Source organism: Streptomyces sp. NPDC031100 (assembly GCF_055570785.1).
In genome coordinates this window covers 775,532-801,017 of record NZ_JBVIGN010000001.1, presented here as the reverse complement: position 1 = coordinate 801,017, position 25,486 = coordinate 775,532, and the positions used below count along the sequence as shown (strand labels likewise).

21 protein-coding genes are annotated in these 25,486 nt (G+C 70.0%); 9 read left to right on the top strand and 12 right to left on the bottom strand.

Features of this window, described 5'->3' with window-relative positions:
- The first annotated feature begins 94 nt into the window (after nucleotides 1–94).
- Nucleotides 95–1,609 (top strand): arabinosylfuranosidase ArfA, encoded by a 1,515-nt coding sequence (gene arfA, locus ACZ5DS_RS03735; protein WP_468233569.1) that lies wholly within the window; start codon nucleotides 95–97, stop codon nucleotides 1,607–1,609.
- Here arfA and ACZ5DS_RS03730 read toward each other — a convergent pair.
- Entirely contained in the window at nucleotides 1,560–4,583 is a 3,024-nt protein-coding gene (locus ACZ5DS_RS03730) for a beta-galactosidase (RefSeq protein ID WP_468233567.1), read from the bottom strand. The genes arfA and ACZ5DS_RS03730 overlap by 50 nt on opposite strands.
- Nucleotides 4,584–4,656: 73 nt before the next feature.
- Between ACZ5DS_RS03730 and ACZ5DS_RS03725 the strand changes: the two genes are divergently transcribed.
- Both ACZ5DS_RS03725 and ACZ5DS_RS03720 read left to right on the top strand, forming a co-directional pair.
- On the top strand, nucleotides 4,657–5,115 hold the full coding sequence (locus ACZ5DS_RS03725; protein ID WP_468233565.1) for an RrF2 family transcriptional regulator: 459 nt from the start codon (nucleotides 4,657–4,659) through the stop codon (nucleotides 5,113–5,115).
- 182 nt (nucleotides 5,116–5,297) lie between these two features.
- Nucleotides 5,298–5,948: a DUF4360 domain-containing protein gene (locus tag ACZ5DS_RS03720; protein ID WP_468233563.1), complete on the top strand. Its 651-nt coding sequence runs from the start codon at nucleotides 5,298–5,300 to the stop codon at nucleotides 5,946–5,948.
- Nucleotides 5,949–5,957: 9 nt separating this feature from the next.
- Here the strand turns inward: ACZ5DS_RS03720 and ACZ5DS_RS03715 are convergent, their stop codons facing one another.
- From ACZ5DS_RS03715 to ACZ5DS_RS03705, 3 genes are read right to left on the bottom strand one after another with little or no spacing between them, the layout of a single operon-like run.
- Nucleotides 5,958–6,719, bottom strand: a complete 762-nt coding sequence (locus ACZ5DS_RS03715; protein WP_468233561.1) for a hypothetical protein — start codon at nucleotides 6,717–6,719, stop codon at nucleotides 5,958–5,960.
- A gap of 10 nt (nucleotides 6,720–6,729) precedes the next feature.
- Entirely contained in the window at nucleotides 6,730–6,912 is a 183-nt protein-coding gene (locus tag ACZ5DS_RS03710) for a DUF397 domain-containing protein (RefSeq protein WP_468233559.1), read from the bottom strand.
- Entirely contained in the window at nucleotides 6,909–7,736 is an 828-nt protein-coding gene (locus ACZ5DS_RS03705; RefSeq protein ID WP_468233890.1) for a helix-turn-helix domain-containing protein, read from the bottom strand. The genes ACZ5DS_RS03710 and ACZ5DS_RS03705 overlap by 4 nt, the downstream gene beginning before the upstream one ends.
- A 129-nt stretch (nucleotides 7,737–7,865) precedes the next feature.
- On the opposite strand from ACZ5DS_RS03705, the gene ACZ5DS_RS03700 reads away from it, so the two are divergent.
- The 4 genes from ACZ5DS_RS03700 to ACZ5DS_RS03685 all read left to right on the top strand — a co-directional run bounded on the left by ACZ5DS_RS03700 (nucleotide 7,866) and on the right by ACZ5DS_RS03685 (nucleotide 12,327).
- Nucleotides 7,866–8,366 (top strand): ATP-binding protein, encoded by a 501-nt coding sequence (locus ACZ5DS_RS03700; RefSeq protein ID WP_468233557.1) that lies wholly within the window; start codon nucleotides 7,866–7,868, stop codon nucleotides 8,364–8,366.
- Nucleotides 8,367–8,540: 174 nt separating this feature from the next.
- Nucleotides 8,541–9,971: a family 2B encapsulin nanocompartment shell protein gene (locus tag ACZ5DS_RS03695; protein ID WP_468233555.1), complete on the top strand. Its 1,431-nt coding sequence runs from the start codon at nucleotides 8,541–8,543 to the stop codon at nucleotides 9,969–9,971.
- Between the two features lie 5 nt (nucleotides 9,972–9,976).
- Nucleotides 9,977–11,401, top strand: a complete 1,425-nt coding sequence (locus tag ACZ5DS_RS03690; RefSeq protein ID WP_468233553.1) for a family 2 encapsulin nanocompartment cargo protein terpene cyclase — start codon at nucleotides 9,977–9,979, stop codon at nucleotides 11,399–11,401.
- Between the two features lie 50 nt (nucleotides 11,402–11,451).
- Nucleotides 11,452–12,327, top strand: coding sequence for a geranyl diphosphate 2-C-methyltransferase (locus tag ACZ5DS_RS03685; RefSeq protein WP_468233551.1), 876 nt, complete (start codon nucleotides 11,452–11,454; stop codon nucleotides 12,325–12,327).
- A 118-nt stretch (nucleotides 12,328–12,445) separates the two neighbouring features.
- Here the strand turns inward: ACZ5DS_RS03685 and ACZ5DS_RS03680 are convergent, their stop codons facing one another.
- The 8 genes from ACZ5DS_RS03680 to ACZ5DS_RS03645 all read right to left on the bottom strand — a co-directional run bounded on the left by ACZ5DS_RS03680 (nucleotide 12,446) and on the right by ACZ5DS_RS03645 (nucleotide 22,830).
- Nucleotides 12,446–14,152, bottom strand: a complete 1,707-nt coding sequence (locus ACZ5DS_RS03680) for a pyridoxal phosphate-dependent aminotransferase (protein WP_468233549.1) — start codon at nucleotides 14,150–14,152, stop codon at nucleotides 12,446–12,448.
- A gap of 121 nt (nucleotides 14,153–14,273) precedes the next feature.
- Nucleotides 14,274–15,434, bottom strand: a complete 1,161-nt coding sequence (locus ACZ5DS_RS03675; RefSeq protein ID WP_468233547.1) for an aldose epimerase family protein — start codon at nucleotides 15,432–15,434, stop codon at nucleotides 14,274–14,276.
- A gap of 57 nt (nucleotides 15,435–15,491) precedes the next feature.
- Nucleotides 15,492–16,736: a multiple monosaccharide ABC transporter permease gene (gene mmsB / locus ACZ5DS_RS03670; RefSeq protein ID WP_468233545.1), complete on the bottom strand. Its 1,245-nt coding sequence runs from the start codon at nucleotides 16,734–16,736 to the stop codon at nucleotides 15,492–15,494.
- On the bottom strand, nucleotides 16,733–18,295 hold the full coding sequence (gene mmsA, locus ACZ5DS_RS03665; RefSeq protein ID WP_468233543.1) for a multiple monosaccharide ABC transporter ATP-binding protein: 1,563 nt from the start codon (nucleotides 18,293–18,295) through the stop codon (nucleotides 16,733–16,735). The genes mmsB and mmsA overlap by 4 nt, the downstream gene beginning before the upstream one ends.
- 32 nt (nucleotides 18,296–18,327) lie before the next feature.
- On the bottom strand, nucleotides 18,328–19,437 hold the full coding sequence (gene chvE, locus ACZ5DS_RS03660; protein ID WP_468233541.1) for a multiple monosaccharide ABC transporter substrate-binding protein: 1,110 nt from the start codon (nucleotides 19,435–19,437) through the stop codon (nucleotides 18,328–18,330).
- Between the two features lie 143 nt (nucleotides 19,438–19,580).
- Nucleotides 19,581–20,558, bottom strand: a complete 978-nt coding sequence (locus ACZ5DS_RS03655) for a hypothetical protein (protein WP_468233539.1) — start codon at nucleotides 20,556–20,558, stop codon at nucleotides 19,581–19,583.
- Nucleotides 20,559–20,671: 113 nt separating this feature from the next.
- Nucleotides 20,672–21,676, bottom strand: a complete 1,005-nt coding sequence (locus tag ACZ5DS_RS03650; RefSeq protein ID WP_468233537.1) for a zinc-dependent alcohol dehydrogenase — start codon at nucleotides 21,674–21,676, stop codon at nucleotides 20,672–20,674.
- Nucleotides 21,673–22,830, bottom strand: coding sequence for a mandelate racemase/muconate lactonizing enzyme family protein (locus ACZ5DS_RS03645; RefSeq protein ID WP_468233535.1), 1,158 nt, complete (start codon nucleotides 22,828–22,830; stop codon nucleotides 21,673–21,675). The genes ACZ5DS_RS03650 and ACZ5DS_RS03645 overlap by 4 nt, the downstream gene beginning before the upstream one ends.
- Before the next feature lie 201 nt (nucleotides 22,831–23,031).
- Between ACZ5DS_RS03645 and ACZ5DS_RS03640 the strand changes: the two genes are divergently transcribed.
- Nucleotides 23,032–24,030: an SCO2400 family protein gene (locus ACZ5DS_RS03640; protein WP_468233533.1), complete on the top strand. Its 999-nt coding sequence runs from the start codon at nucleotides 23,032–23,034 to the stop codon at nucleotides 24,028–24,030.
- A gap of 236 nt (nucleotides 24,031–24,266) precedes the next feature.
- Nucleotides 24,267–25,424, top strand: a complete 1,158-nt coding sequence (locus ACZ5DS_RS03635; RefSeq protein WP_468233531.1) for a serine hydrolase domain-containing protein — start codon at nucleotides 24,267–24,269, stop codon at nucleotides 25,422–25,424.
- Nucleotides 25,425–25,486: the final 62 nt, after the last annotated feature.

The following is a 25,486-nucleotide window of genomic DNA, read 5'->3' as shown; positions in this document are numbered from 1 at the left end:
ATTCTACGGTCCGTTCGAACTTGCGGGCATCGTTCGAGATGCCGGACGCCCGCGGCCACCCACCCCGAAAGGCCACCCACCCCGAAAGGCCACCATGCGCATCGCCCGCTTCACCCTCGACCCCGCCTTCACCGTCGGCGAGGTCAGCCCCCGGCTCTTCGGCTCCTTCGTGGAACACCTGGGCCGCTGTGTCCACACCGGCATCTTCGAGCCGGACCATCCCACTGCCGACGCCGAAGGCCTCCGTACCGACGTCCTGGACCTCGTCCGCGAACTCGGCGTCACGACCGTCCGCTACCCGGGCGGCAACTTCGTCTCCGGATACAGGTGGGAGGACTCCGTCGGCCCCGTCGCGGACCGCCCCCGCCGCCTCGACCTCGCCTGGCACTCCACCGAGACCAACCGCTTCGGCCTCTCCGAGTACATCGCCTTCCTGAAGAAGATCGGCCCCCAGGCAGAACCGATGGTGGCCCTCAACCTCGGCACGAGAGGCGTCGCCGAAGCCCTCGAACTCCAGGAGTACGCCAACCACCCCTCCGGAACGGCCCTGTCCGACCTCCGCGCGGCCCACGGCGACAAGGAGCCCTTCGGCATCAGGCTGTGGTGCCTCGGCAACGAGATGGACGGCCCCTGGCAGACCGGCCACAAGACCGCCGAGGAGTACGGCCGCCTCGCCGCCGAGACGGCACGGGCCATGCGCCGGCTCGACCCCGCCGTGGAACTGGTGGCCTGCGGCTCCTCCCACCAGGCCATGCCCACGTTCGCCGCGTGGGAGGCGACCGTCCTGCAGGAGACGTACGAACTGGTCGACCACATCTCCCTGCACGCCTACTACGAGCCCCTCGACGGCGACCTGGACTCCTTCCTGGCCTCCGCCGTCGACATGGAGTCCTTCATCGAGAACGTCGTGGCCACCGCCGACCACGTGGGCGCCCGCCTCAAGTCGACGAAGCGGATCAACCTCTCCTTCGACGAGTGGAACGTCTGGTACCTGTCCCGGTGGCAGGAGTACGAGAAGACCATCGACCGGACCGACTGGCCCGAGGCTCCGCGGCTGCTGGAGGACACCTACAGCGTCACCGACGCGGTCGTCTTCGGCTCGCTCCTCATCGCCCTGCTCCGGCACGCCGACCGCGTCACCGTCGCCTGCCTCGCCCAGCTGGTCAACGTGATCGCTCCGATCATGACCGAGCCGGGCGGCCCGGCCTGGCGGCAGACGACGTTCTTCCCCTTCGCGCAGGCCTCCCGGTACGGCCGCGGCGAGGTCCTCGACGTCCGCGTGGATTCGCCGACGTACGAGACACGGAAGTACGGCGAGACGGACCTGCTGCACGCCACCGCCGTCCGCGCGGCCGACGGCACGGTCACCGTCTTCGCCGTCAACCGCGACCGCACCGAGCCGCTCCCGCTCGAAGTCGCCCTCCACGGGCTCGACCTGACCACCGTCACCGAGCACAGCGCCCTCGCGGACGCCGACCCCGACGCCCGCAACACCCTGGACGACCCCGAGCGGGTCGCCCCGCACCCGGTCGGGGGCACCGCCGTCCACGACGGCACCCTCACCGCCGTACTGGAGCCCCTGTCCTGGAACGTGATCCGGCTGGCGTAGCGGAAGCCCGGCGGCCGGGGGAGGACACCGGGGTCACCGCTACCCCTCCGGTCGCCCGGCCCAGCAGGGTCAGCCCGACCTTCCCCGGCCCGGACAGCGTCGTGAACTCCGAGAGGACCGCCAGCGCCAGGGTGTTGGTGCCCCGGGTGCGCAGGATGCCGTTCGGCAGGACGAAGGTGTGCTGCGGGCCGACGTTGTTGACGTACTGGCCCATGTTCCAGCCGTTGAGGAAGATCTGCGTCCGGTAGGCCCGGTACGGGTCGTCCTGAAGGGTCAGGCCGACCGAAGCGTCGATGTCACCCGGCACGGACAGCCGGAAGGTCGTCCGGTACCAGGTCACGCCCTGGCGCCGCTCCGCCCGCGGGAAGGTCACCGCCTCCCAGTCCCCGTCGGGGAAGCCGGGCAGGTGCCAGCCCTCCCGCTCCCCGTACAGACCGCCGTTGTTCAGCGGCCCGCGCACCGGGTCCGGCGCCGCCTCGCCCTGGATCCGCCAACGGACCTTCGGCGAGGCCCCCTTGAAGAGGGCGGCGGTGAGGCCGCGGGCCACCTTGTGGGTGTCCTGCGCCTTGCCGTCCATGTCGTGCTGCATGCGCCGGACCAGGACCGACAGCACGTGCCGGCCGGGCGAGCGCAGCCGTTCGCGAACCGGGAAGACGGCCGTGGCGTCCCAACTGGCCTTCCTGACCGTCTTCTTGTCGGGCACGGGCATCCGGTGGGTGCCCAGCGGCTCCCCGTCCAGCCATGCCATCAGCAGGCCCTGGGTGCCGGTGGTGTAGGCGAGCGAGACCTCTTCGAGGCCCGAGGAGCCGGTGAACGTGCCCCGGTACCAGACGTCCCCGTAGTGGAAGCCGTAGTCGTCCGCGAACAGCACCGGCTGCCCCTCGGGCACCGGGGTGACGCTGTGCGACGACGTCTTGTCGGCCTTCTTCCAGGACGAGTCGTCGAAGTTCGGCCCGGCCTCCGGGTTCTCCGTCCGCATTCGCCAGCCGCCCAGCGCGGGCAGCCGCACCTCCGGCACGGAGGGCAGCATCCCGATGCTCATCAGGCTCCCGGACATCGTGACCCGGGTCGGCACCTTCCGCCCGTTCCACACCAGGCTCTCGATCCCGCGCGGCCCCCACACCTCCACGCTGGTCGCGCCGGTGATGTCACCCGTCAGGTGCATCTCCGAGCCGCGCACCTCGGCGTGGCGCAGCAGCGCCGGGCCGTACACCAGCACGGTCCCGGACGGGGTGTCGTACGGGAAGAGGCGTACGGCGGTGGCGTCGTCGGCGAAGAGCAGCAGCAGCGGGGTGTCGCTCTCGCCCTTGTCGACCAGCACCCGGGTCAGACCGCCCTCCCCGAGGGGGGCGTTGACGTGCAGTTCGTTGCTGTCGTACGCCCAGGCGGCCTCCGGGTCGAGCCGGACGACGGACGGCTCCACCGGGCACTTCAGGACCAGGTCCGCCATGTCGTCCAGGCGCCCCGTGAACACGGCGACGTCCTGCCGCCCGACCGTCAGGCACGCCATGGGCTGCGCGGTGGAGTACTTGAGCGTCCGCTTGCCGAGGGGGAGTCCGGTGGTCAGCATGCGGGCGTCGTGCGCGGGCACGGTGATCCGCAGCTTCCCGGCGTCCGTGGGCAGTTCGCCGGTGACCGGGTCCGAGCCGTCGTTGCGGGCCACGTACACATGGGTGCCGGTGTCCGGGTTGGTCAGGTGGTAGACCTTCAGCCCCTCGGCCCGGACGTCCGCGGCCCGGTCCAGCCGGGCGAAGTCGGGCACGCGCTGCAGCAGATGCCCCAGCTGGTGCATCGGGGCGATCTTGTCGGTGACGGTGCGCCCCTCGTCGATCGCCGCCCCGTAGTCGTACGACGTGTAGACGACCGGCGCCGGCAGCCAGCCCCACGACGTCCCGCCGAAGGTCATGTACACGTTGTGCAGGGTGATGCCGTTGGCGAGGTTGGTGAGGTAGAAGCGGCGCTCGTAGGCCGCGTCCCGGGTGCGCCGCGACTCGGCGTACCCCTTGCCGTCGAACTCGACCCCGCCCCACGGATCGAACCAGCCACCCCCGAACTCGGGCACGAACCCGGGCGTGTGCGGCGAGGCGGTGGCCCCGCCCGTCGCACCGCCGCGCCCGAAGTCCCCCCAGTCCGGCGGCACCTCGGAGGGCGAGGGATACCCGTCGAAGCCGTACAGCCAGCCGCCCCGCTCCCCGCCCGTGTCGAAGGACCCCGGGACCCAGTAGCCGTTGCGGTGCTTGTCGTTGTGGAACAGGGGGACGTCGATCCCGTCGTCCCTGACCTTCTTGTACAGGTGGGACATGTAGTCCCGCCCGGTCGCCTCGGTGACGTGGTCCTCGTACTCGTTCTCGATCTGGTAGAGCAGGACGGTTCCCCTGCCCTGGGTGAACAGATGCCGCCGGGCGATCCGGTTCACCTGCGTGAGCCATTCGTCGACATACGACAGATAGGTCGGATCGGCGGTGCGGGCCGTCCCCTTCGTCGTCGTCAGCCAGCCGGGGAAGCCGCCGCCGTCGATCTCGGCGTTGATGTAAGGGCCGGGCCGCAGGATGACGTAGAGCCCGGTCTCGGCGGCCATGCGCAGGAACAGGTCGAGATCCCGGACACCGGAGAAGTCGTACTTACCGGGCGCGGGGGAGTGGTAGTTCCACGACACATAGATACTCACGGCGTTGAACCCGTGAGCCCGCATCTTCTGCAGGACGTCCCGCCACAGGGAGGGACTCGGCAGCCGGAAGGGGTGCATCTCACCGGACCACACGACCAGCCGCCGGCCGTCGACCAGCAGCGAGTAGGGGTCGTACGCGATGGTGTGCCTCTTGCCGTCCGCTCTCGGCGGGGCGGGCGCCGGGCCGGTCGGCACACTGCGCGCCGCGTACGCCGAAGGCGCCCCCGGACCGCCGCTGCCGCCCAGGGCGAAGCCGAGCGCGGCCGAGCCGGCCAGGGCACTGAAAGTACGTCTGCTGAGCGCCAAGGGATCCTCCCGGGCGATCTTACGGGGCGCGGGTGCGGCCATTCTCCATGGAGGTACGCCCCACAATGGACGCATGAGGATCTCGGCACGGGCGGATTACGCGGTACGGGCGGTACTGGAGCTCGCCGTACGGGCGGATGACGGCCCCGTGAAGGCCGAGGAGATCGCCGTCGTACAGGACATCCCGCACAAGTTTCTGGAGGGCATCCTGGGCGACCTGCGGCGCGCCGGAATCGTCGAGAGCCGGCGTGGCGGGGGCGGCGGCTACCGGCTGGCCCGGACCGCGGCCGCGATCACCGTGGCGGACGTCATCCGGGCGGTGGACGGCCCGATCGTGTCGGTACGGGGGGAACGCCCGACCGGCCTGTCCTACACCGGCACGGCCCAGCCGCTCCTGCCCCTCTGGATCGCCCTCCGCGCCAACGTCCGCCGCATCCTGGAGGGCGTCACGATCGCCGACCTCGCGGCGGGCGCACTGCCGGAGCCGGTACGGGCGCTGGCGGCGGAGCCGGGGGCCTGGGAGAACCCCTAGCGTTCGGCCGGGGGAGTGCGTGAAAAGCCCGGTGTGAATGGCCGGAGTTCGCCCTGCCGGGGCGGAGCGGGGCTTCCTACGATTCCCACGCCTCCCCCTCCTTCACAGGTTCCACACAGATTCTTCAAAGTTGAACGGACGGGTCGGAGGCTGAACCCCCCACTCGACAACCTGGAGAAACCATGGCTGGTGGACTCCTGCTGAGCGGTGCCGTAGCCGCTCTGCTCACCACCGCGATACCCGCCTCGACCTCCTCTCCCGTCTTCGACGACCCGCCCCCGGACAAGATCGTCATCGACATCGCCACGGTGAACGGCTCGGGCTGTCCCCAGGGCACGGCCGCGATCGCCGTCTCCCCGGACAACACCGCCTTCACGGTGACCTACAGCAACTACCTCGCCCAGGCCGGCGGCAACTCCGACCCCACGGCCTTCCGCAAGAACTGCCAGCTCAACCTGGTCGTGCACGTCCCGCAGGGCTTCACCTACGCCATCGCCAGCGCGGACTACCGGGGCTTCCTCTCGCTCCAGCCCGGCGCGACCGGCACGCAGAAGGCGTCGTACTACTTCCAGGGGTCCCCGAACACCGCGTCCAAGACCCACCCCTACAACGGCCCCTACAACGACGACTGGCAGGCCACCGACAGCACCGACTGGACCCAGCTGGTCTGGGCGCCCTGCGGAGTGCTGCGCAACTTCAACATCAACACCGAGCTACGGGTGAACGCGGGCAGCACGTCACCCGGCAAGGTCAGCTTCATGACGATGGACTCGACCGACGGGGACATCAGCACGGTGTACCACTTCGCGTGGAAGCACTGCCCGGGCGCGTGACGTAGCCGACTACTGCCGAGGCGCGTCGAACTCTCGCGAGACCACGTCGACGCGCTCGGTGGCAGGGTCGGACCGTACGGTGTCCAGCCCCATGCGCTCCAGCTCGGCGAGCGTTGCCGCGTGCGTGGTGGTGTTCAGGGCGAGCATGCCCACCTGCGGGCCGTTCTCCCCGAGCACCACCTCCTCGCCGAGCAGCGTCTCCGTCAGCCGGTGTGCGGAGGCCGACGGCAGTGGTTCGTCGACGGCCATGTGCAGCATCAGGTGCTCGAACCCGGTGTCCATGCGGCGCGCCTGCGACACCCAGACCGTACGGACGGCCGGGAACTCCCGTATCCGTCGGGCGAGGGCATCCCGCAGCGCCACGGCGACGGGATGCGTCGACCAGGTGAGCTTCAGCTGCTGCCCTCCCGCCCGCTGCCCGCGCTCCCGCAGCGTCATGGACAGCAACGGCAGCGGTACGCGCGCCCAGTTCGTGGCCGAGTGGAGCGCGAGCACGCCGACGCCGGTCTGCTGCGCGATGTCCAGCAGCCGCAGCGCGTCACAGTGAACCGCTCCGGCGGCCTCCGGCAATCGCTCGGCGCAGCACGCTTCACTGACGTAGCCGGGGAGGACGGGGGTGCCGTCCTCGCTGTTCTGCAGGAACAGCACGGAGCCGTTCGCCTGCACGGGGACGTGGACGCCGTGGTCGGCGAGGGCGGCGAGCAGTTGCTGCGACTCCGACTCCGCGGCGCCACGGTCGAGGATGTCGGCGAGCGCCGTGTTGATCGTCATGTCCCAGTGGTCACTTCGCGGCGTACGTCAGGAACTCGGCCCAGGTGGTGGGGGAGAGGGCCAGTTGGGGGCCCTGCTTGTCCTTCGAGTCGCGGATGTGGATGGTGGTGGGGGTGTGGGCTACCTCGATGCAGTCGCCGGAACCGCTGCTGCTGTAGCTGCTTTTGAACCAGGCCAGTTCGGAGGTGCTCATAGGTCTCCTCGCATCCGTTCCAGCAGGCTCACCGAGTCCTCGGCTGACAGAGCCTGTGAACGCATCCTGGCATACCGGCGGTTGAGAATGCTGACCACCTTCGCGTCGGAGATGAGCTGCCCGCACTCCGGTGCCTCCATGTACGCGAACCACTTGATATCCGGGCTCTCCAGCAGCTGCATGGGCCCGTGCAGCCCAGCGTGTGATTCCCGTACCAGCGGCATGATCTGGACCTCGACGTTCCGCAGCTGCGCGATGTCCAGCAGGTGGCCGATAGCCTCACGCATGACCTCCCTGCCGCCGGTCCGGCGCAGGAACAGCTGCTCTTCGATGATGAAGCTGAAGGCGGTGTTCGGCCGCTCCTGCAGCAGCCGCTGACGTTCCGCCCTCGCGGCCCAGTTGACCTCGATCTGTTCGTCGGTCAGGGGCGGCAGCTCGTCGATGAACAACTGTCGCGCGTACGTCTCCGACTGCAGCAGCCCCGGAATCATCCGGCACTCATAGGTGTAGAGAGTGATCGCCAACTTCTCCAGCCGCGCCCACCGCCGGAACCAAGCCGCCAAACCCGGCTGCCGCTCCAGGCACCCCGCCGCCCTCCTCAGCGCCCCCGTGTTGCCCAACACCCCCTCCGCCGCCTCCACAAACCCCACATCCGGCATCCGCCTCCCCAGTTCCACCGATGCCACCGTGTGCTTGGAGAACCCCACGAGCCGACCGAACTCCTCCCTGCTCAGCCCGTGATACTCGCGAAGCGCCTGCACCACCGCCCCGAACGTCCGCATGCTGTCCGAAGACTCCGGCTCGCCCACCCGCCCGTCGACCACCGCGGTCACCTCCCGCGCTCATGGTTACGGCCAGTCACGAGTACTGTCCAGTCCGTCACCGCGTACGCTCGCGCAGCGTACGCGCTCCGCACCTGGCGAAGCCCCCTTCACGCCCCCCACATTGGGCTCATGCTCACCCAACGCCTCAGCCCGACTCCCCGCGGCGCCCGCCTGGCCAGGCATCTTGCCCTCGCTCAGCTCGACGCCTGGGGCATCCCCCAGGGCACCGACACCGCCGACGCCGTGGCCGTGATCGTCGCCGAGTTGGCCGCCAATGCCGTAACCCATGGGCGCGTGCCGGGACGGGATTTCGAGTTGCGGCTTGCGCTCGTGACGGGGAGCGTGCGGATCGAGGTGAGCGACACCCGCGCCGAACGGCGGCCGCCCGGCCCCCGGGACGTACGCGAGCCCGCGCCCCTCGCGGATGCGGGGCGCGGGCTCGTGCTGGTCGATGCGTTGGCCGACCGGTGGGAGGTGGTCGACCGCGACCCGCCGGGAAAGACCGTGCGGGCCGAGGTCGACCTGCCGCCGCCTCGCCTCGGTCATCGCCCTTACCCATGGTTGTTTACTGTGAGTGTTGACGCCCTTGAGAGTGGCACACAGGTTGATGTTGACTTGAGAGGGATCTGACCAGCAGATCTTGCTGGTTGGGGCGCACGGGGGCGCGCGTCGCGGTCGGGATTCCCTTCGCGCGCCGTCTGTTTTGATCACTCACCGTGATGGTGACTCCTGGTAGTCCTGTGCACGCAGCGTGACGACGGCATGTCGTCGCGTCCCATGTGTCACGGGATACCAGGGAGAGTCATGCCACTCGAGACGACGACAGCACCGGCCACGGGCGCGGAGGCGGCCCAGCAACAGGAGCAGCAGAGCCTCAGCACCGCGGCGGCGCGCAATCTCGCCACCACCACCAAGTCCGAACCCCAGATGCAGGGGATCAGCTCCCGCTGGGCGACCCGCATGCTGCCCTGGGTGAACGTGCCCGGTGCGACGTACCGGGTCAACCGCCGTCTGTCGTACACCCTGGGCGACGGCCGTGTGTCCTTCGTGAAGACCGGCTCGAAGGTCCAGGTGATCCCCGCCGAACTGGGCGAACTGCCGTTGCTGCGCGGCTTCTCGGACGCCGACGTGCTCGGCGCGCTGGCCGACAAGTTCGTGCAGAAGGACTTCGCGCCGGGCCAGGTCATCGTCCAGGCCGGCCGCAAGGCCGACCAGGTGTACCTGATCGCGCACGGCAAGGTCGAGAAGATCGGCGAGGGTCCCTACGGCGACGATGTCGTGCTCGGACTGATGGCCGACGGGGACTCATTCGGCGGCCGGGTGCTGTCCGGGCAGGCCAAGAAGTGGGAGTTCACGGCCCGCGCGACCACCGCCACCACGGTGCTCGCGCTGCCGCTGACGGCGTACAAGGCGGTCGCAGACCGGCACGAGGCGCTGCGCAGGCACGTGCAGCAGATCAGTGCCAACGGGCACCGCAAGCTGAACCGGTCGGGCGAGGCGGAGATCGAGCTCAGCGCGGGGCACATGGGTGAGGAGACCCTGCCGCAGACCTTCGCGGACTACGAACTCGCCCCGCGCGAGTACGAGCTGAGCGTGGCGCAGACCGTGCTGCGGGTGCACAGCCGGGTCGCTGACCTCTACAACGAGCCGATGAACCAGACGCAGCAGCAGTTGCGGCTGACCATCGAGGCGCTGCGGGAGCGGCAGGAGTACGAGCTGATCAACAACGAGGAGTTCGGCCTGCTCCACAACGCCGACTTCGACCAGCGGATCTCCACCTACTCCGGCCCGCCGAGCCCGGACGACATGGACGAGCTGCTCAGCATGCGGCGCAAGACCCGCTGCTTCCTCGCCCACCCCAAGGCGATCGCCGCGTTCGGCCGCCAGTGCAACAAGCGGGGCATCTACTTCGGCAGCATCGAACTCAACGGCAACCACCTGCCCGCCTGGCGCGGGGTGCCGCTGCTGCCGTGCAGCAAGATCCCGATCAGTGAGCAGGGCACGTCCTCGATCATCGCCATGCGTACCGGCGAGGACGACCAGGGTGTCATCGGCCTGTTCCAGACCGGGATCCCGGACGAGGTGGAGCCGGGCCTGAACGTGCGGTTCATGGGCATCAACGAGCAGGCGGTCATCTCCTACCTGGTCAGCACCTACTACTCGGCGGCCGTCCTGGTGCCCGACGCCCTCGGCGTCCTGGAGAACGTCGAGATCGCCCGCACGAACGGGAGCTGACGACGGTGTCGTTGATCTCCCGGGTCACGGCACCCGCCGCGTCCCACGACGTGGCGGGGCTGGTACGGGCCCTGCTGTCGGCGGGCCCGTCGGCGCCGGCCCGTCCGTCCGCCGCCCCGCCCGAGCCGAGGCTGCCCTTGGGCCCCACCGGGCCGGGTACGTCGGCGGCGCGCATCCCCGCCGGGGCGGCGGCCACGCCGCACCGCTCGCGGAGCGGCCGTGCGGCGGCCCGCGCGAGCGGGCTTCGCCTGCCGCTGCCGACTCCGGCGAGCGCGCATCAGCCCCAAGTGGTGCATCCGCCGACGGCCGGTCATGCGGCGGCCGCCGGGAGTCCGCCGCCGACCGGCCCCACCGGGCTGGGCGTATCGGCGGCAGCCCTCGGCCGCACCGGTCGTGGCACATCGGCGCCAACCGCCGATACCAGCGTCCCCGAGGCCCGCAGCGAAGCGGCGCCGACGGACGACCTCGGCTCCCGTCTCCACTGCCCGCCCGCCGTACGGGACGATCCCGCCCTGGGCGAGACCGTCACCGAACGCCTGGTCGAGTGGGCCGAGGAGATGGGGATCTACCCGGGCCAGCTGGACAGGATCCGCCAGGCCGACTTCGGCCGGCTGATGATGCTGGCCCACCCCGAGACGGACGACCCGGACCGGCTGCTGGCGGCGGCCAAGTGCGGGCTGTCGGAGTGGGCCGTCGACGACCACTACATCGACGGCGAGGTGGAGGAGGCCCGGCCCGAGCAAATCGGCCAACGGCTCGCCATCGCCCACTCGGTGATCGACCAGGCGAACCTCCCGCTCGCCTACGCCCCCCAGCTCGAAGAGGTCGTCACGGCGGACCCGGTCATGCGGGCCCTGCGCGACAGCCTGCGCAACCTCCACTCGTACGCGACGACGTCACAGGTGCGCCGGCTCCGCCACGAGCTGGGCATCATGTTCGTCGCCTACAACCAGGAGGGCTACTGGCAGGCCGCCGGCCACCGCCCGCCGGTGTGGGAGTACCTGATGCACCGGCACGAGAACAGCTTCATCCCGTGCATGGTGCTCGTCGACGCGATCGCCGGTTACGAGATCCCGTACGGCGAGTTCTCCGACCCCCGGGTACGGCGCGCTTTCACCCTGGCGGGCACTGCCACCGTGATCGTCAACGACCTCTACTCCATGGGCAAGGAGGACCCGGCGGACCACAGCCTGCCCCGGCTGATCGCCGCCGAGGACGACTGCTCACTCGAAGAGGGCGTCAACCGCACCGTCGAGATCCACAACGAGCTGATGCACACCTTCGAGGCGGAAGCGGCCGCGCTCTGTCTGACCGGTTCCCCGGAGCTGCGCCGCTTCATGGCGAGCACCTGGGCCTGGGTCGGTGGCAGCCGCGAGTGGCACGCGACCAGCGGCCGCTACCACGGCGCCGGCGTCGCGCAGGCCGCCTGACTCCGCTCCGCCCGCCCCGCATCCCCCACCCGAGTAAGGAACCACCTTCCATGTCCAAGATCTCCACCCAGATGGAAAGCATCGCCATGGGCGATGTCCTGCGCACCGACTACCAGAAGTCGGTCGCGGAGTACTGGAACAAGGAGAAGGACCCCGTCAACATCAAGCTCGGCGAGGTCGACGGCCTCTACCACCACCACTACGGCCTCGGCGACTGGGACCCCTCGGTGCTCGCCGAGCCGCCGCAGACCCGCGACCAGCGCATCATCGAGGAGATGCACCGCCTGGAGACCGCCCAGGCCGAGGTACTCCTCGACCACCTCGGCGACATCAAGCCCGCCGACCGTCTGCTGGACGCCGGGTCCGGCCGCGGCGGCACCAGCTTCATGGCCAACGAACGCTTCGGCTGCCACGTCGACGGCGTGAGCATCTCCGAGCAGCAGGTCGACTTCGCCAACGACCAGGCGAAGCAGCGCGGTGTCGCGGACAAGGTCGGCTTCCACTTCCGCAACATGCTCGACACCCGGCTGGACACCGGCTCGCGCCGCGCGATCTGGACCAACGAGACGACCATGTACGTCGACCTCTTCGAACTCTTCGCTGAGTTCTCGCGCCTGCTGGAGTACGGCGGCCGCTACGTCTGCATCACCGGCTGCTCCAACGACGTCACCGGCATGCGCTCCAAGGCCGTCAGCCGGATCGACGAGCACTACACCTGCAACATCCACCCGCGCAGCGAGTACTTCAAGGCGCTGGCCGCCAACAACCTCGTCCCCATCCAGGTGATCGACCTGACCCCCGACACGATCCCCTACTGGGAACTGCGCGCCAAGTCGTCCGTGGCCACGGGCATCGAGGACCCGTTCCTGACCGCCTACAAGGAGGGCAGCTTCCACTACCTGCTCATCGCGGCCGACCGCATCTGACCCCCGCACCCCGGTGGAGCCGAGCCCGACCGGGCCCGGCTCCACGGCGTGTTCGTCCTCGGATCAGCCGGAGACGCCCAGGGTCGGTGGGCCATGCCCTTGACCTGAGGCCCGCCGCCTACCCCGCCTGCCCCATCCCCGCCGCGTTCGGCCAGCTCTGGGCGTTGGGCCAGCCCGTTGCCGGGGCTGGGGTCAGGCCGGCGGCCGGGACCGGGGTGGCGGGGGCCGTCATGCCGCGCACCTGGGCGGCCGTGAGGCCCCCGCGGGCCGGCACACCCGGCGGGGTCGGGCCGGCCACGGCAGCAGCCGGGACGGGTGCCGGGGCGGGAGCGGGAACAGGAGCCGCGGGGGCAGGCGCGGGTGCGGGTACCGGCGCGGGGAAGGGGGCCGGGGCCGGAACAGGGGCAGGGGCCGGCATGGGTGCGGGGGCCGTCGGCTGCTGCAGCGGTGTCGCCGGCTGTTGCACCGGTACCGGCTGAGCTGCCGCCGGCATCGGCATCCCGCCGCCGGTCGGCGCTGCGGCGGCGGGGAGCGGCATGCCGGTGCCGGCGGCCGGGGCGGCGGCCAGGCCCGGGGCGGCGCCGGCACCGACGGCCTGCGCGGCAAGCCCCGGCATCCCGTCGCCGTTGGTCTCGCTCATCAGCCGGTCCACCGCCGCCGTACCCGAGCTGTAGCTGGTCCCGGTGCCCAGCTCGGGTACGGCGGCTCCCCTCCTGGACCCGTAGAGCACCTGCTCCAGGCCGGACACCAGGCGACGCACGTCGACCTGGGGGCGCACCACGAGTCTCAGGAAGCGGCTGGAAGAGCCGATCTTGTTGCCGCACTCGCGGACCAGGATCCGGTGCTCGGTGAGCATCCGGTCCCGGACCACCGTGCCCTCGGCGCCGACGGGAAGGCGCACGAAGAGGAAGTTGCCCTGGGAGGGGTAGACCGTCAGACCGGGCAGCGCGGAGAGGTGGCTGGCCATCTCCAGGCGGTCCCGGCGCACCTGCATCAGGCTCTGCGCGTACTCCGCGCCGTGCTCCCTCAGCATGAACACCACGTGTTCGGCGAAGGAGTTGAGGTTCCACTTGGGAAGCATGGCGCGGACGCGTCCGGCCAGGGCCGGATTCGCCACCAGGTAGCCGAAGCGTATGCCGTGCAGCCCGAAGTTCTTGCCGAGGCTGCGGAGCACGACCACGTTGGGCCTCAGCATCGCCTCCTGGACGACGCTCGGGTCGGCCTCGGCGTCGGCGAACTCCAGGAACGACTCGTCGATCACCACCAGGTCCAGGTCCGCCATCGCGTCCATGAACTGCACCACCGACTGCTTGCGCAGATACCCGCCGTCGGGGTTGTTCGGGTTGCAGATGACCGCCACACGGGTGCCCCGGGCGCGGATGAACTCCGCGTACCGGGCCAGGTCCAGCGCGAAGCCGCTCGCCTCCTGGAGCGGGAACATGTCGACCCGCTTGCCGGTCTCCATCGGCTGGTCGGTCCAGCGGCCGAAGGTGGGGACGGGGACGGCCAGGGACTCGCGGACCAGGAGGTGGTCGATCCAGGTGATGAGTTCCGTGGAGCCGTTGCCCATCGCCACGCACTGCGGCGGCAGCTGGAGCAGGCTGCACAGCTCGGCCGTGATGGTGTCGGCGCTGCTCGGGTAGTACGTGATGATCTCGCGCAGCCGGACCGCCATCTCCTCGAACATGGCGGGAGTGGGGAAGTACGGGTTGCACGGGATGCAGAAGTCCACCGGGCCCGACCCGTCGCTCTCCCGCGTCAGCGCCGCCATCGAGGGGCTGTGCGCTGCGGTGTTGCGGAACAACGAGGTGACGTTGTCAGGCAAGGGAACCTCCGTCGAAGGGTGGCCCGTGCGGGGGAGCACGGGCCACCCTTGGATACGGAGGGGACGGCAGTGGCGTTCAACTCACCTGCTGTGTGAGCCGGTTCACGCCACCCGAGTCACGTCACGCCCCGAAGGTGTGGATCGTCGTCGAACGGTACGTCTGCCCGGGCCGGAGCACGGTCGACGGGAAGTTCGCGTGGTTCGGCGCGTCCGGGAAGTGCTGGGTCTCCAGGCACAGCGCGTCGCCCTGGCGGTAGGTGCGGCCGCCGGTGCCGGTCAGGGTGCCGTCGAGGAAGTTGCCGGAGTAGAACTGCAGGCCCGGCTGGTCGGTGGCGATCTTCAGGGTGCGGCCGGAGCGCGGGTCGCGGAGGGTGGCGATGTGCTCGGGCTTCGCGGTGATGCCCTTGTCCAGGACCCAGTTGTGGTCGTAGCCCTTGGCCTGCACCTGCTGCTCGTGGCCCGCGCGGATGTCGCGGCCGATCGGCTTGGCGTGGCGGAAGTCGAAGGGGGTTCCGGCCACCTTCGCCAGCTCGCCCGTCGGGATCAGTCCCGCGTCGGTGGGGGTGTAGCGGGAGGCCGCGATGCGCAGCTCGTGGTCCTCGATCGTGCCGCTGCCCTCGCCGGCCAGGTTCCAGTAGACGTGGCTGGTGAGGTTGACGACGGTGGCCTTGTCGGTGGTGGCCTCGTAGTCGATGCGCCAGTCGCCGTGCCGGGTGAGGGTGTACGTCACCGTCGCCTTGAGCGTGCCCGGGTACCCCATCTCGCCGTCGACGCTGGTGTAGTGCAGATGCAGGCCGACGTCCGAGCCCTTGGTGAACGGCTCCACGTCCCACACGTGCTTGTCGAAGCCCTGCTTGCCGCCGTGCAGGCTGTTCACGCCGTCGTTGACGGGCAGCTGGTAGGCCTTGCCGTCCAGGCTGAACTGCCCCTTGGCGATGCGGTTGCCGTACCGGCCGATCAGGGCGCCGAAGTACGGCGTCTTCGCCACGTAGTCGTCGATGGTGTCGAAGCCCAGGGAGACGTTGGCGTGGTGGCCGTGGCGGTCGGGGAGCTCCAGGCTCTGGACGACACCGCCCCAGTTGAGGACCCTCAGCCGCGTGCCGCCGTTCTCCAGCGACCAGCGGTAGATCTTCGTGCCGTCGGCGAGCTTGCCGAAGGGTTCCTTCACCGGCTTCCTGCCTCCTGGACCGGTGGCGGCCTCGGCGGTGCCGGTGCCGAGCGTGGTGGCGGCGATGCCCGCGGCCGCCGCGCCTGCTATGACCGTGCGTCTGTTCAGTTCCATGTGCGGCTCCCGTGAAAGGAGGGGCCCCACCGGCTCTCCGGTGGGGCCCGATCGGACCTACGAACCGGACTTGCGCTTGTTCCACACGTCGAATCCGACCGCCACCAGCAGGGCCAGGCCCTTGATGACCTGCTGCCAGTCGGTGCCGACGCTGAGGAGGTTCATGCCGTTGTTCAGCACGCCGAGGACGAGACCGCCGATGATGGCGCCGAGGACGGTGCCGACACCGCCGCTCATGGACGCGCCGCCGATGAACGAGGAGGCGATCGCCTCGAGTTCGAAGTTGACGCCCGCCTTCGGCGAGGCCGCGTTCAGACGGGCGGCGACCACCAGACCCGCCAGGGCCGCGAGCACGCCCATGTTCAGGAAGACGTAGAAGGTGACCTTCTTGTCCTTCACGCCGGACAGCTTGGCCGCCGGCAGGTTGCCGCCGATCGCGTAGATGTGGCGGCCGAACACCGCGTTGCGCATGACGTAGCCGTAGCCGACGACCAGCGCGCCGAGGATGATCAGCACGATCGGGGCGCCCTTGTAGCTGGCGAGCAGCAGGGTCAGCACGAGGATCGCGGCGACCAGCGCGGTCAGCTTGAGCAGGAAGAGCCGCATGGGCAGCACGTCCAGGGCGAACTCCTGCTGGCGGCCGCGGTCGCGGACCTCCTGCCGGATCACGGCCGCGATCAGGACGAGCCCGAGCAGCAGGGTGAGGTTGTGGTAGTTCGTGTTCGGGCCGGCCTCGGGCAGGAAGCCGTTGCCCATCTTCTGCAGGCCGTCGGGGAAGGGGCCGAGGGTCTGGCCCTTGAGCAGGATCTCCGTCAGACCGCGGAAGAGGAGCATTCCGGCAAGGGTGACGATGAAGGACGGTATGCCCAGATAGGCGATCAGGAAGCCCTGGACCGAGCCCGCCACCGCGCCCACCAGCAGGCACAGCACCAGCGCGATCGGCCAGGACACCCCGTGCTGCACGGTCAGTACGGCCGCGAAGGCGCCGACGAACGCCGTCAGCGAGCCGACCGACAGATCGATGTGCCCGGCGATGATCACCAGCATCATGCCGATCGCGAGGATCAGGATGTAGCTGTTCTGCAGCACCAGGTTGGAGACGTTGCGCGGCAGCAGCAGGTCCCCGTCGGTCCAGATCGCGAAGAGGACCACGATCAGGCCGAGCGCGATCAGCATGCCGTACTGGCGCATGTTGCGGCGCAGGCCGTCCAGCACCAGCCGGAGCAGACCGGATTCGGCGGCCGCTCCGCTCCTGCCCGGCGGCGCGGGGGCCGGGCTCTTGGCGGTCACATCCGTGCTCATCGCGTTACCTCTTCGTCCTTCGCCTTGTCTTTCGTCATATGGCGCATCAGCACTTCCTGCGTGGCCTCGGCCCGCGGCACCTCACCGGTCAGCCGTCCCGCGGCCATGGTGTAGATGCGGTCGCACATGCCGAGCAGCTCGGGCAGCTCGGAGGAGATGAAGACGACCGCCTTGCCCTGGGCGGCGAGCTGGTCGATGACCGTGTAGATCTCGTACTTGGCGCCCACGTCGATACCGCGGGTCGGCTCGTCCAGGATCAGCACATCGGGCCCGGCGAAGATCCATTTGCTGAGGACGACCTTCTGCTGGTTGCCGCCCGACAGCCGGCCCACCGGTTCGAACACGGTCGGCGCCTTGATGTTCATGGACTTCCGGAAGCCCTCGGAGACCTGCCGCTCCTCGTGCTCGTCCACGATGCCCCGCCTGGCCACCTTGTTCAGCGCGGTCAGCGAGATGTTGCGGTTGATGGTGTCGATGAGGTTGAGGCCGTAGTGCTTGCGGTCCTCGGTGACGTAGGCGATGCCGTGCCCGACCGCCTCGGCGACGGTCCTGGTCCGGATCTCCTTGCCGTCCTTGAGGACCGTGCCGCCCGCGTAGCGGCCGTAGGTGCGGCCGAAGACGCTCATCGCGAGTTCGGTGCGGCCGGCGCCCATCAGGCCCGCGATGCCGACGATCTCCCCCCGGCGCACCTGGATCGACACGTCGTCCACGACCTTGCGCTGCTGGTCGATCGGGTGGTGCACGGTCCAGCCCCGGATCTCCAGCGCCGGGGCCGCCCCCTCCTCGGGCCGGTGCGGGGTGCGCTCGGGGAAGCGGTGGTCGAGGTCGCGGCCGACCATGCCGGCGATGATCCGCTCCTCGGTCGTCTCCGGTGCCTTCACATCGAGGGTCTCGATGGACCGGCCGTCCCGGATGATCGTCACCGAGTCGGCGACCCGGCGGATCTCGTTCAGCTTGTGGGAGATGATGATCGAGGTGATGCCCTGGTCCTTCAACTCCAGGATCAGATCGAGGAGTTTGCCGCTGTCCTCGTCGTTCAGGGCCGCCGTCGGCTCGTCCAGGATCAGCAGCTTCACCTGCTTCGACAGCGCCTTCGCGATCTCCACGAGCTGCTGCTTGCCCACGCCGATGTCGGCGACGCGGGTCTCCGGATGCTCGTCCAGACCGACCCGGCGCAGCAGTGCGGTGGCGTGCCTGAGGGTCTCGTTCCAGTTGATGAGCCCGCGCCTCGCGTGCTCGTTGCCGAGGAAGAGGTTCTCCGCGATGGAGAGGTACGGCACCAGCGCCAGCTCCTGGTGGATGATGACGATGCCGTGCTGCTCGCTCGCCCGGATGTCCCTGAACTGGCTGACCTCCCCCTCGAAGAGGATGTCGCCCTCGTAACTGCCGTACGGGTGGACGCCGGAGAGCACCTTCATCAGGGTGGACTTGCCGGCGCCGTTCTCCCCGCAGATGGCGTGGACCTCGCCTTGCCGGACGGTCAGGGTGACGTCCGACAGCGCCTTGACACCGGGAAAGGTCTTGACGATCGAGCGCATTTCCAGGACGGGTCCCGCCATGGTCGTGCCTTCCAATCCGTAGGGGCGGGCGCTTACTTGAGCTCGGACTCGGTGTAGTAGCCGCCGTCGACCAGGACCTGCTTGTAGTTGGTCTTGTCGACGCTCACCGGCTGCAGCAGGTAGGCGGGCACGACCTTGGTGCCGTTGTCGTACGACTTGCTGTCGTTGACCTCGGGCTTCTTGCCGCCCAGTACGTCGTCGACCATGGTCGAGGCGACCTCGGCGAGCTTGCGGGTGTCCTTGTAGACGGTCTGCGTCTGCTGACCGGCGATGATCGACTTCACCGAGGCCAGCTCGGCGTCCTGGCCGGTGATGACCGGCAGCGGCTTGCTCCCCGAGCCGTAGCCGTCCGACTTCAGCGAGGACAGGATGCCGATGGAGATGCCGTCGTACGGGGAGAGGACCGCGTCGACCTTCTGCGACTTGTAGGAGGAGGTCAGGATGTCGTCCATGCGCTTCTGCGCGGTGGCGCCGTCCCAGCGCAGGGTGACGACCTTGGTCAGCTCGGTCTGGCCGGAGCGGACGACCAGCTGCTTCTTGTCCATGTACGGCTTCAGGACGCTCATCGCGCCGTTGAAGAAGTACCGGGTGTTGTTGTCGTCGTTGGAGCCGGCGAACAGCTCGATGTTGAACGGGCCCTTCTTGCCGCTGTCCAGGCCCAGCTTGTGCACGATGTACGTGCCCTGCAGCCGGCCGACCTTCTCGTTGTCGAAGGACGCGTAGTAGTCGACGTTCTTGGTGCCGAGGATGAGGCGGTCGTAGGCGATGACCGGGATGTGGGCGTCCGCGGCCTCCTGGAGCACGCTGTTCAGCGACTTGTTGTCGATCGCCGCGACGATCAGGCCCTTGACGCCCTGCGTGATCAGGTTCTCGATCTGGGAGACCTGGGTCTCCGGGTCGTCCTCGCCGTAGACCAGCTTGGTCTTGTAGCCCTTGGCCTCCAGGTTCTTCACGACGTTCTTGCCGTCGTTGATCCAGCGCTCGGAGGACTTGGTCGGCATCGCGATGCCGATGGTGCCGCCCTTGGCGCTGCCCTTCTCCGTCTTGCTGCCGCCGTCGCTGTTCTGGCCGCAGGCGGACAGGGTGAGGGCGAGGGAAGCGGCTCCGGCTATGAGGGTGAGGGCGCTTCTACGAGTGCGCATGGTGATCGGTCCCTGTTCTTCTCGTCGGTGAGATGTTCTGAGCGAGGTCTTGAAGCGCCCCGAAGGGGGGGCGGGGCTGCGGCAGATATGCGGCTCCGCCGCGTGGGCGCGACCAGCCACAAACGGCCCGCAGTTTCATCGGCTCATCCCGCGGAGCGCTCGGTGGGGAAGCGGTGGAGCGGGCCGGGCAGCCGGGAGCCGAGCGGCGCCATCTCGCCGTCCGCGCCGTGCCGGGCGAGCAGGTCCAGGGCGAGCCGGCCGCGCCGCACCCGCTCCCGGGCGGTGTCCAGGGTCACGTCCCGCAGATGGGTGCCCCACGGGTAGATGCCGGGAGCCTTGGACAGGCCGAACTTCAGATAGAGCGGTGCGCCGCGCCGGATCAGCTCGGCGACCTCGTACATCCGCACATAGCCGCCGAGGTCGTCGGGGGCCTCGATGTACATGTCCATGGGGGCGCCGGACACCCGGCGGATCTCGGTGAGGTGATCGAGCGTCAGATCGCTGGGCACGTTGATCGAGTCGGCGCCGAGCCGCTCGAAGACGGCGTACGAGGTCGGGTTGACCGGCCCGATGAGCGCGGAGACCTTGAGGGTCGTGTCGGCCGGGACGATGCCCGCCTCGCGTGCCCGGTGCAGGGTCCACAGCACGCCCTCGTCGGCGACGAGGAGGCACTTGACGCCCAGCTCGGTGGCGCGGACGGCGTCCTCGACACAGCCGGCGACGGCGTCGTGGCCGCGGGCGCGCAGTCCGGCCCCCCGCGAGTCGGAGCGCACCGAGCCGCCGATGTCCCAGGTGCCGCGCGGGCCCGTGAACAGGCACAGCTCGATGTCCCGTTCGCCGGTCGCCTCGACCATCTCGGTGATCTCGGCGTCGGTGAGCATCCACACACCGCTGCCCTGGCTGATCCGGTGGATCGGGACATCGAGGCGCGAGGCTTCCTTCAGCACGACCGCCAGCGCCTCGGGACCCTCGCACGAGGGGATCTCGGTGCGCCAGCGGCCGCCGCCCGGGAAGCTGTGGGCGGAGGTGTCGGCGGGGTCGAGGGCGGGCGCGCCCAGGCCGAGTGCGGCGAGCAGCTGCTCGCCGGGCCTGCGGGCTGCCGGGGCGGAGGCGTCGGTCACAAGCTGTCCTTCGTGTTCGGTATTTCGGACAAGGTTCGCGGCTCTGGGTGGAAAAAGGCCTTGGTGGTACGCCGGTCGGGGCGCCGTCAGGTCACGCCCCGACCGGCGCACGGTCAGGGGCGGAGCAGCACCTTGCCCACCTTCGGGTCGCCGGCTCCCACCAGCTCGATGGCCTGCGGGAACCCGGTCAGCGGCAGCTCGTGCGTGACCAGCGGCAGCGGGTCCAGCAGTCCGGCACCGAACACCCGCACGGCGTGCGCCCAGGCGTCCGGCGGCGCCCCGAAGACGGTGTGCACCTCCAGCTGCCGTACGACCAGATCGGTCGGGTCGAGACCCTCCGCTCCCGGCGCCGGGATGCCCGTCAGGACCAGGCGTCCGCCGCGCCTGAGCAGGGAGGCGGCGGTGCGCGCGGCGGACGCGGACCCGGCGGTCTCGATCACGACGTCGAAGTCGTCGGGCAGGTGCTGGTCCTTGAGCCGGAAGTCGGTGGCGCCGAACCGGCGGGACAGTGCCTCCCGGTCGTTCCGGGTGCCCACGACGAGCAGCTCGGCCGGCGAGATCGCCTTCAGGAACTGCACGGCGAACATCCCGAGCGTGCCCGTGCCGACCACCGCGACCCGCTCGCCCGGCCGGGCCTGCGCCTTCAGCGCGGCGGCCGCGATGCACGCGGCCGGCTCCAGGAGGGCGGCGGCGGTGAGGTCGGCGTCGTCCGGCAGCGGGTGCAGCAGCCGGGCGGGCAGGGTCAGTGTGGCGGCCATGGCACCCGGCCGGGTGAACCCGGTCTCCTCGTACCCGGCCGTGCACAGCGTGGTCTCGCCCGCGTGGCAGCGGTCGCACACCTGGCAGTTGCGGAAGCCCTCGCCGACGACCTTGCGCCCGACGAGGGACACGGGGACTCCCGGGCCCACCTTCGAGACCGTCCCCGACCACTCGTGGCCGGGCGTGAGCGGGTACCGCACGTACCCCTCGGGCCGGTTGCCCTGGTACACCTCGCGGTCGCTGCCGCAGATGCCGGCCGCGTGCACGGCGACCAGCGCCTCGCCGGGACCGGGATCGCGGGGCGTGTGCTCCTCGATCCGGTGGATGCCCGGCGCCTCGACCAGAACCTGGGAACTCACGTCGTGCCCTTCGGCTTGCGCTGCTCCCAGCCCTCGGCCCACAGGTCGAACCGGGCCTGTTGCTGCGGGAACTCGGCGGCCGCGTCGGTGTCCAGCTCGACTCCGAGACCGGGCTTGTCGGAGAGGTGGAAGTAGCCGTCGACGACCTCCGGCGCCCCCTTCACGACCTTCTTGATCTCCGCGTCCGCGAAGTCGTTGAAGTGCTCCAGGATCTTGAAGTTCGGGGAGGTGAAGCCGACTTGGAGGCTCGCTGCCGTCAGAACGGGGCCACCCACGTTGTGCGGGGCGAGGAGCATGTAGTGGGTCTCGGCGGTGGCCGCGAGCTTCCGGGTCTCCCAGATGCCGCCGATGTGGCCGACGTCGGGCTGGAGGATGTCCGCCGCCTGGCTCTCGAACAGCTCACGGAACTCGATCCGGTCGTGGATGCGCTCACCGGTGGCGACCGGGATGTCCACCTTGGCGGCGACCTTCTCCAGCGCCTTGAGGTTCTCCGGCGGCACCGGCTCCTCCAGCCAGGCCGGCCTGAACGGCGCCAGCTCGTGCGCGAGCCGGACGGCGGTGGCGGGGGAGAAGCGGCCGTGCATCTCCAGCATCAGCTCGGCGTCCGGACCGATGGCGTCGCGCACGGCCTCGATGAGGGAGACGGCGTAGCGGGTCTGCTCGTGGTCCAGCTCGAAGTGTCCGGTGCCGAAGGGGTCGATCTTCAAGGCCTGGTAACCGCGCTCCATCACCCTTTGGGCTGCCTTGTGGTACGCCTCGGGCGTTCGCTCGGTCGTGTACCACCCGTTGGCGTACGCCTTGACCTTGTCCGTCACCTTTCCGCCCAGCAGCTGCCACACCGGCACACCGAGGGCCTTGCCCTTGATGTCCCAGCACGCCATCTCCACGACCGCGATACCGGACATGACGATCTCACCCGCCCGGCCGTAGTCGCCGTACTTCATACGGCGTACGAGATCCTCGACAGCGAACGGGTCGGATCCGAGAATGTGGTTGGCCTCGGCCTCCCGCAGATAGCCGATCAGCGCGTCGGTGTGGCCCAGCATCCGGGTCTCGCCGACTCCCGTGATCCCTTCGTCGGTGTGCACCTGCACGTAGGTCAGATTGCGCCACGGCGTCCCGACCACGTGTGTGCTGATTCCGGTGATGCGCACGGCAGTTGCCTCTCAGCTGTTCGAGATTTCGTCACACGTTCGAAATGCTGGCGTGACAGTAAGGACGGGGCGGCAGGGGTGTCAATGGGGCGAACAGGTAACGGTTTCGACAAGGCTTTCGAGAATGTTTTCGGTCCCGCACGAAACCTTCACAGGGGCGCCTAGGAACGTGACCGACGGGGAATCTAGTCTTCCGGCGTCATGGACTTCTGCCACCCGTGCCAACGGCACCTCAACGGCGCCCTGGCCTGCCCCGGGTGCGGCGCTCCCGCGCAGTCCTCCGCCGCGCAGGACGCGCCCGTCGCGCACGGGTACACGGACGCGGTGGCGCATCCGTACGGGCAGGAGACCTACCCGGGCCCCGCGAGCCGCCCCTACGCCCCGCAGGCCGCCTACTACCCGCCCGACCCCTCCGGCGGCTACCCGACGAACGCCTCCGCGGCACAGACGGAGTTCGGTGCCTCCGAGTCGGGGCACGCGTACGACGGCGGCACGGACGCCTACGCCGACGAGGGCGACGCCCACGCGGATCATGACGACCGCGACGATCGTGACGACCAGTACGACGAGGACGAGTACGACGACCCGGACGAGGGCGGCGGGCGGGCTGCCCGGCGTGGGTCGCGTGGCCGGGGCCGCGGCTCGGCCACCGGCGGCGGTGAGGCCGGCAGCGGCCCGGCCGCCGCGGACTCCAGCCGGCGTGACCGCAAGGCCGCCGCGCACCGGCGCCGCCGGCGCCGTACCGTGCTGATCGCGGCCGGCTTCGTGCTGGCGACCGGCGGGCTCAGCATCGCCGAACTCGGCACGGACGCCCCCTTCTCCCCGTTCGCCGGCGACAACCCGGCGGCGTCCGGGGGTGTGTCGGCGGACGGCGGCGCCTCCCCGTCGCCGGACCGGACGGCGGACCCCCTCGACGACACCGCGGGCTCCACGGGGAAGCCGGACGCCTCCGCCTCCCCGGACGCCTCGGCGTCGGCCTCCGCCTCCGAGTCCCCGAAGGACAAGGCCTCCCCGTCCCCGTCCGCGACGGACACGAAGGAACAGTCGGGCGCCACCGGCACGGGCACCACCAGGGCCCCGACCGCCCCGGCCACCTCCCGGCCGGCGTCCACCCCGACGTCGAACCCGACGACCGCGGACCCGACACCGAAGCCGTCACCGACGAAGACGTGCACCCGGTTCCTGTGGTGGTGCGCGTAGGCGGTCCGCTCCACGGAGCCCGCACCGCTGATCACCCCGCGCCCCGACTCCCTTCCGCCCGCGCCACCCTGTGCGCCATCGGCCATCCGGGGCATCCTCGGTGACACCAACCCGCCCTCCGGCGGTTGAGTCGGACAGGTACGTCTCGCCGTACACGATCTCGGGAAACGCCCGACGGCGGAACGGGCGTTGTGCACAGGGGGAGCAGCGAGCAGCGGCTCAGTGGAGGAGAGCGGATGACGCAGGGGATCACCGTGCACGGCACGGTCGCGGAGGGCTTCGAAGCGGTGCGCGAGGAGTTCGCCGCCTTCGTCGCCGAGGAACGGGACGACTACGAGGGCCAGCTGTGCGCCTACGTCCACGGGCGGCGGGTCGTCGACCTGTGGGCGGGCGAGGGCGCCGACGGGGACGCGCTGTACGGCGTGTTCTCGTCCACCAAGGGCGCAGCCCACCTCGTCGTGGCCCTGCTCGTGCAGGAGGGCACACTGGAGCTGGACCGCAAAGTCACCTACTACTGGCCGGAGTTCGGCGTCGAGGGCAAGGGTGCGCTGACCCTGCGCGACCTGCTGGCGCACCGCGCGGGCCTGGTCGGCACCGACACCGGCTTCAGCGCGGCGGAGCTGGCCGACGACCGGGCGCTGGCCGAGCGCCTCGCCGACCAGCGGCCGTTCTGGCGCCCGGGCACAGCCTTCGGGTACCACGCCCTGGTGATCGGCGCGCTCACCGGCGAGGTGGTCCGGCGGGCGACGGGCCGTACGGTCCAGGAGCTGTACGAGGAGCGGGTCCGCGCCCCCTACGCCCTCGACTTCCACCTGGGCCTGCCCGCATCCCTCGAGTCCCGCTTCCGCACGGTCCAGCCGATGCGGCCGACCCCCGAACAGCAGGCGGTCCTCGACGCGCTGCCGAGCGGACCGCACACCCTCGCCTCGATCGCCTTCAACCGGCACGCGCCCGAGCCGACGGAGCTGTGGGCCCTGCCGAACGAGCGCGGTGTGCGCGCCAAGGGTCCGGCATCGGTGGGCGGCGTCGCCTCGGCACGCGGCCTGGCCGCCATGTACGCGGCGATGATCAGCGAGGTCGACGGCAAGGCACCGCTGCTGAAGGAGGACACGGTCGCCGAGTTCGGCCGGCTGCACTCCGTCGGGTACGACCTGGTGGCCCGCACCCACAAGTCGTTCGGCCTCGGCTTCCAGACCACCGCCGAGACCTGGTACGCCTTCCTGGGCGCCGGCGCGATCGGCCACAGCGGAGCAGCAGGCTCCCAGGCTTTCGCGGACCCCCGCAGCGGCTTGGCTTATGGCTACACACGACGCCGGTTCGCATTTCCAGGAGGGGCGGCGCCAGAGAACGAAAAGTTGGTGGCGGCACTACACCGGTCGGCGCTAACTACCTAAGGGGCGCGGGGAACTGCGCGACCAGCCACAACGCACCCGCACCCGAACTCTCACCGCACCCG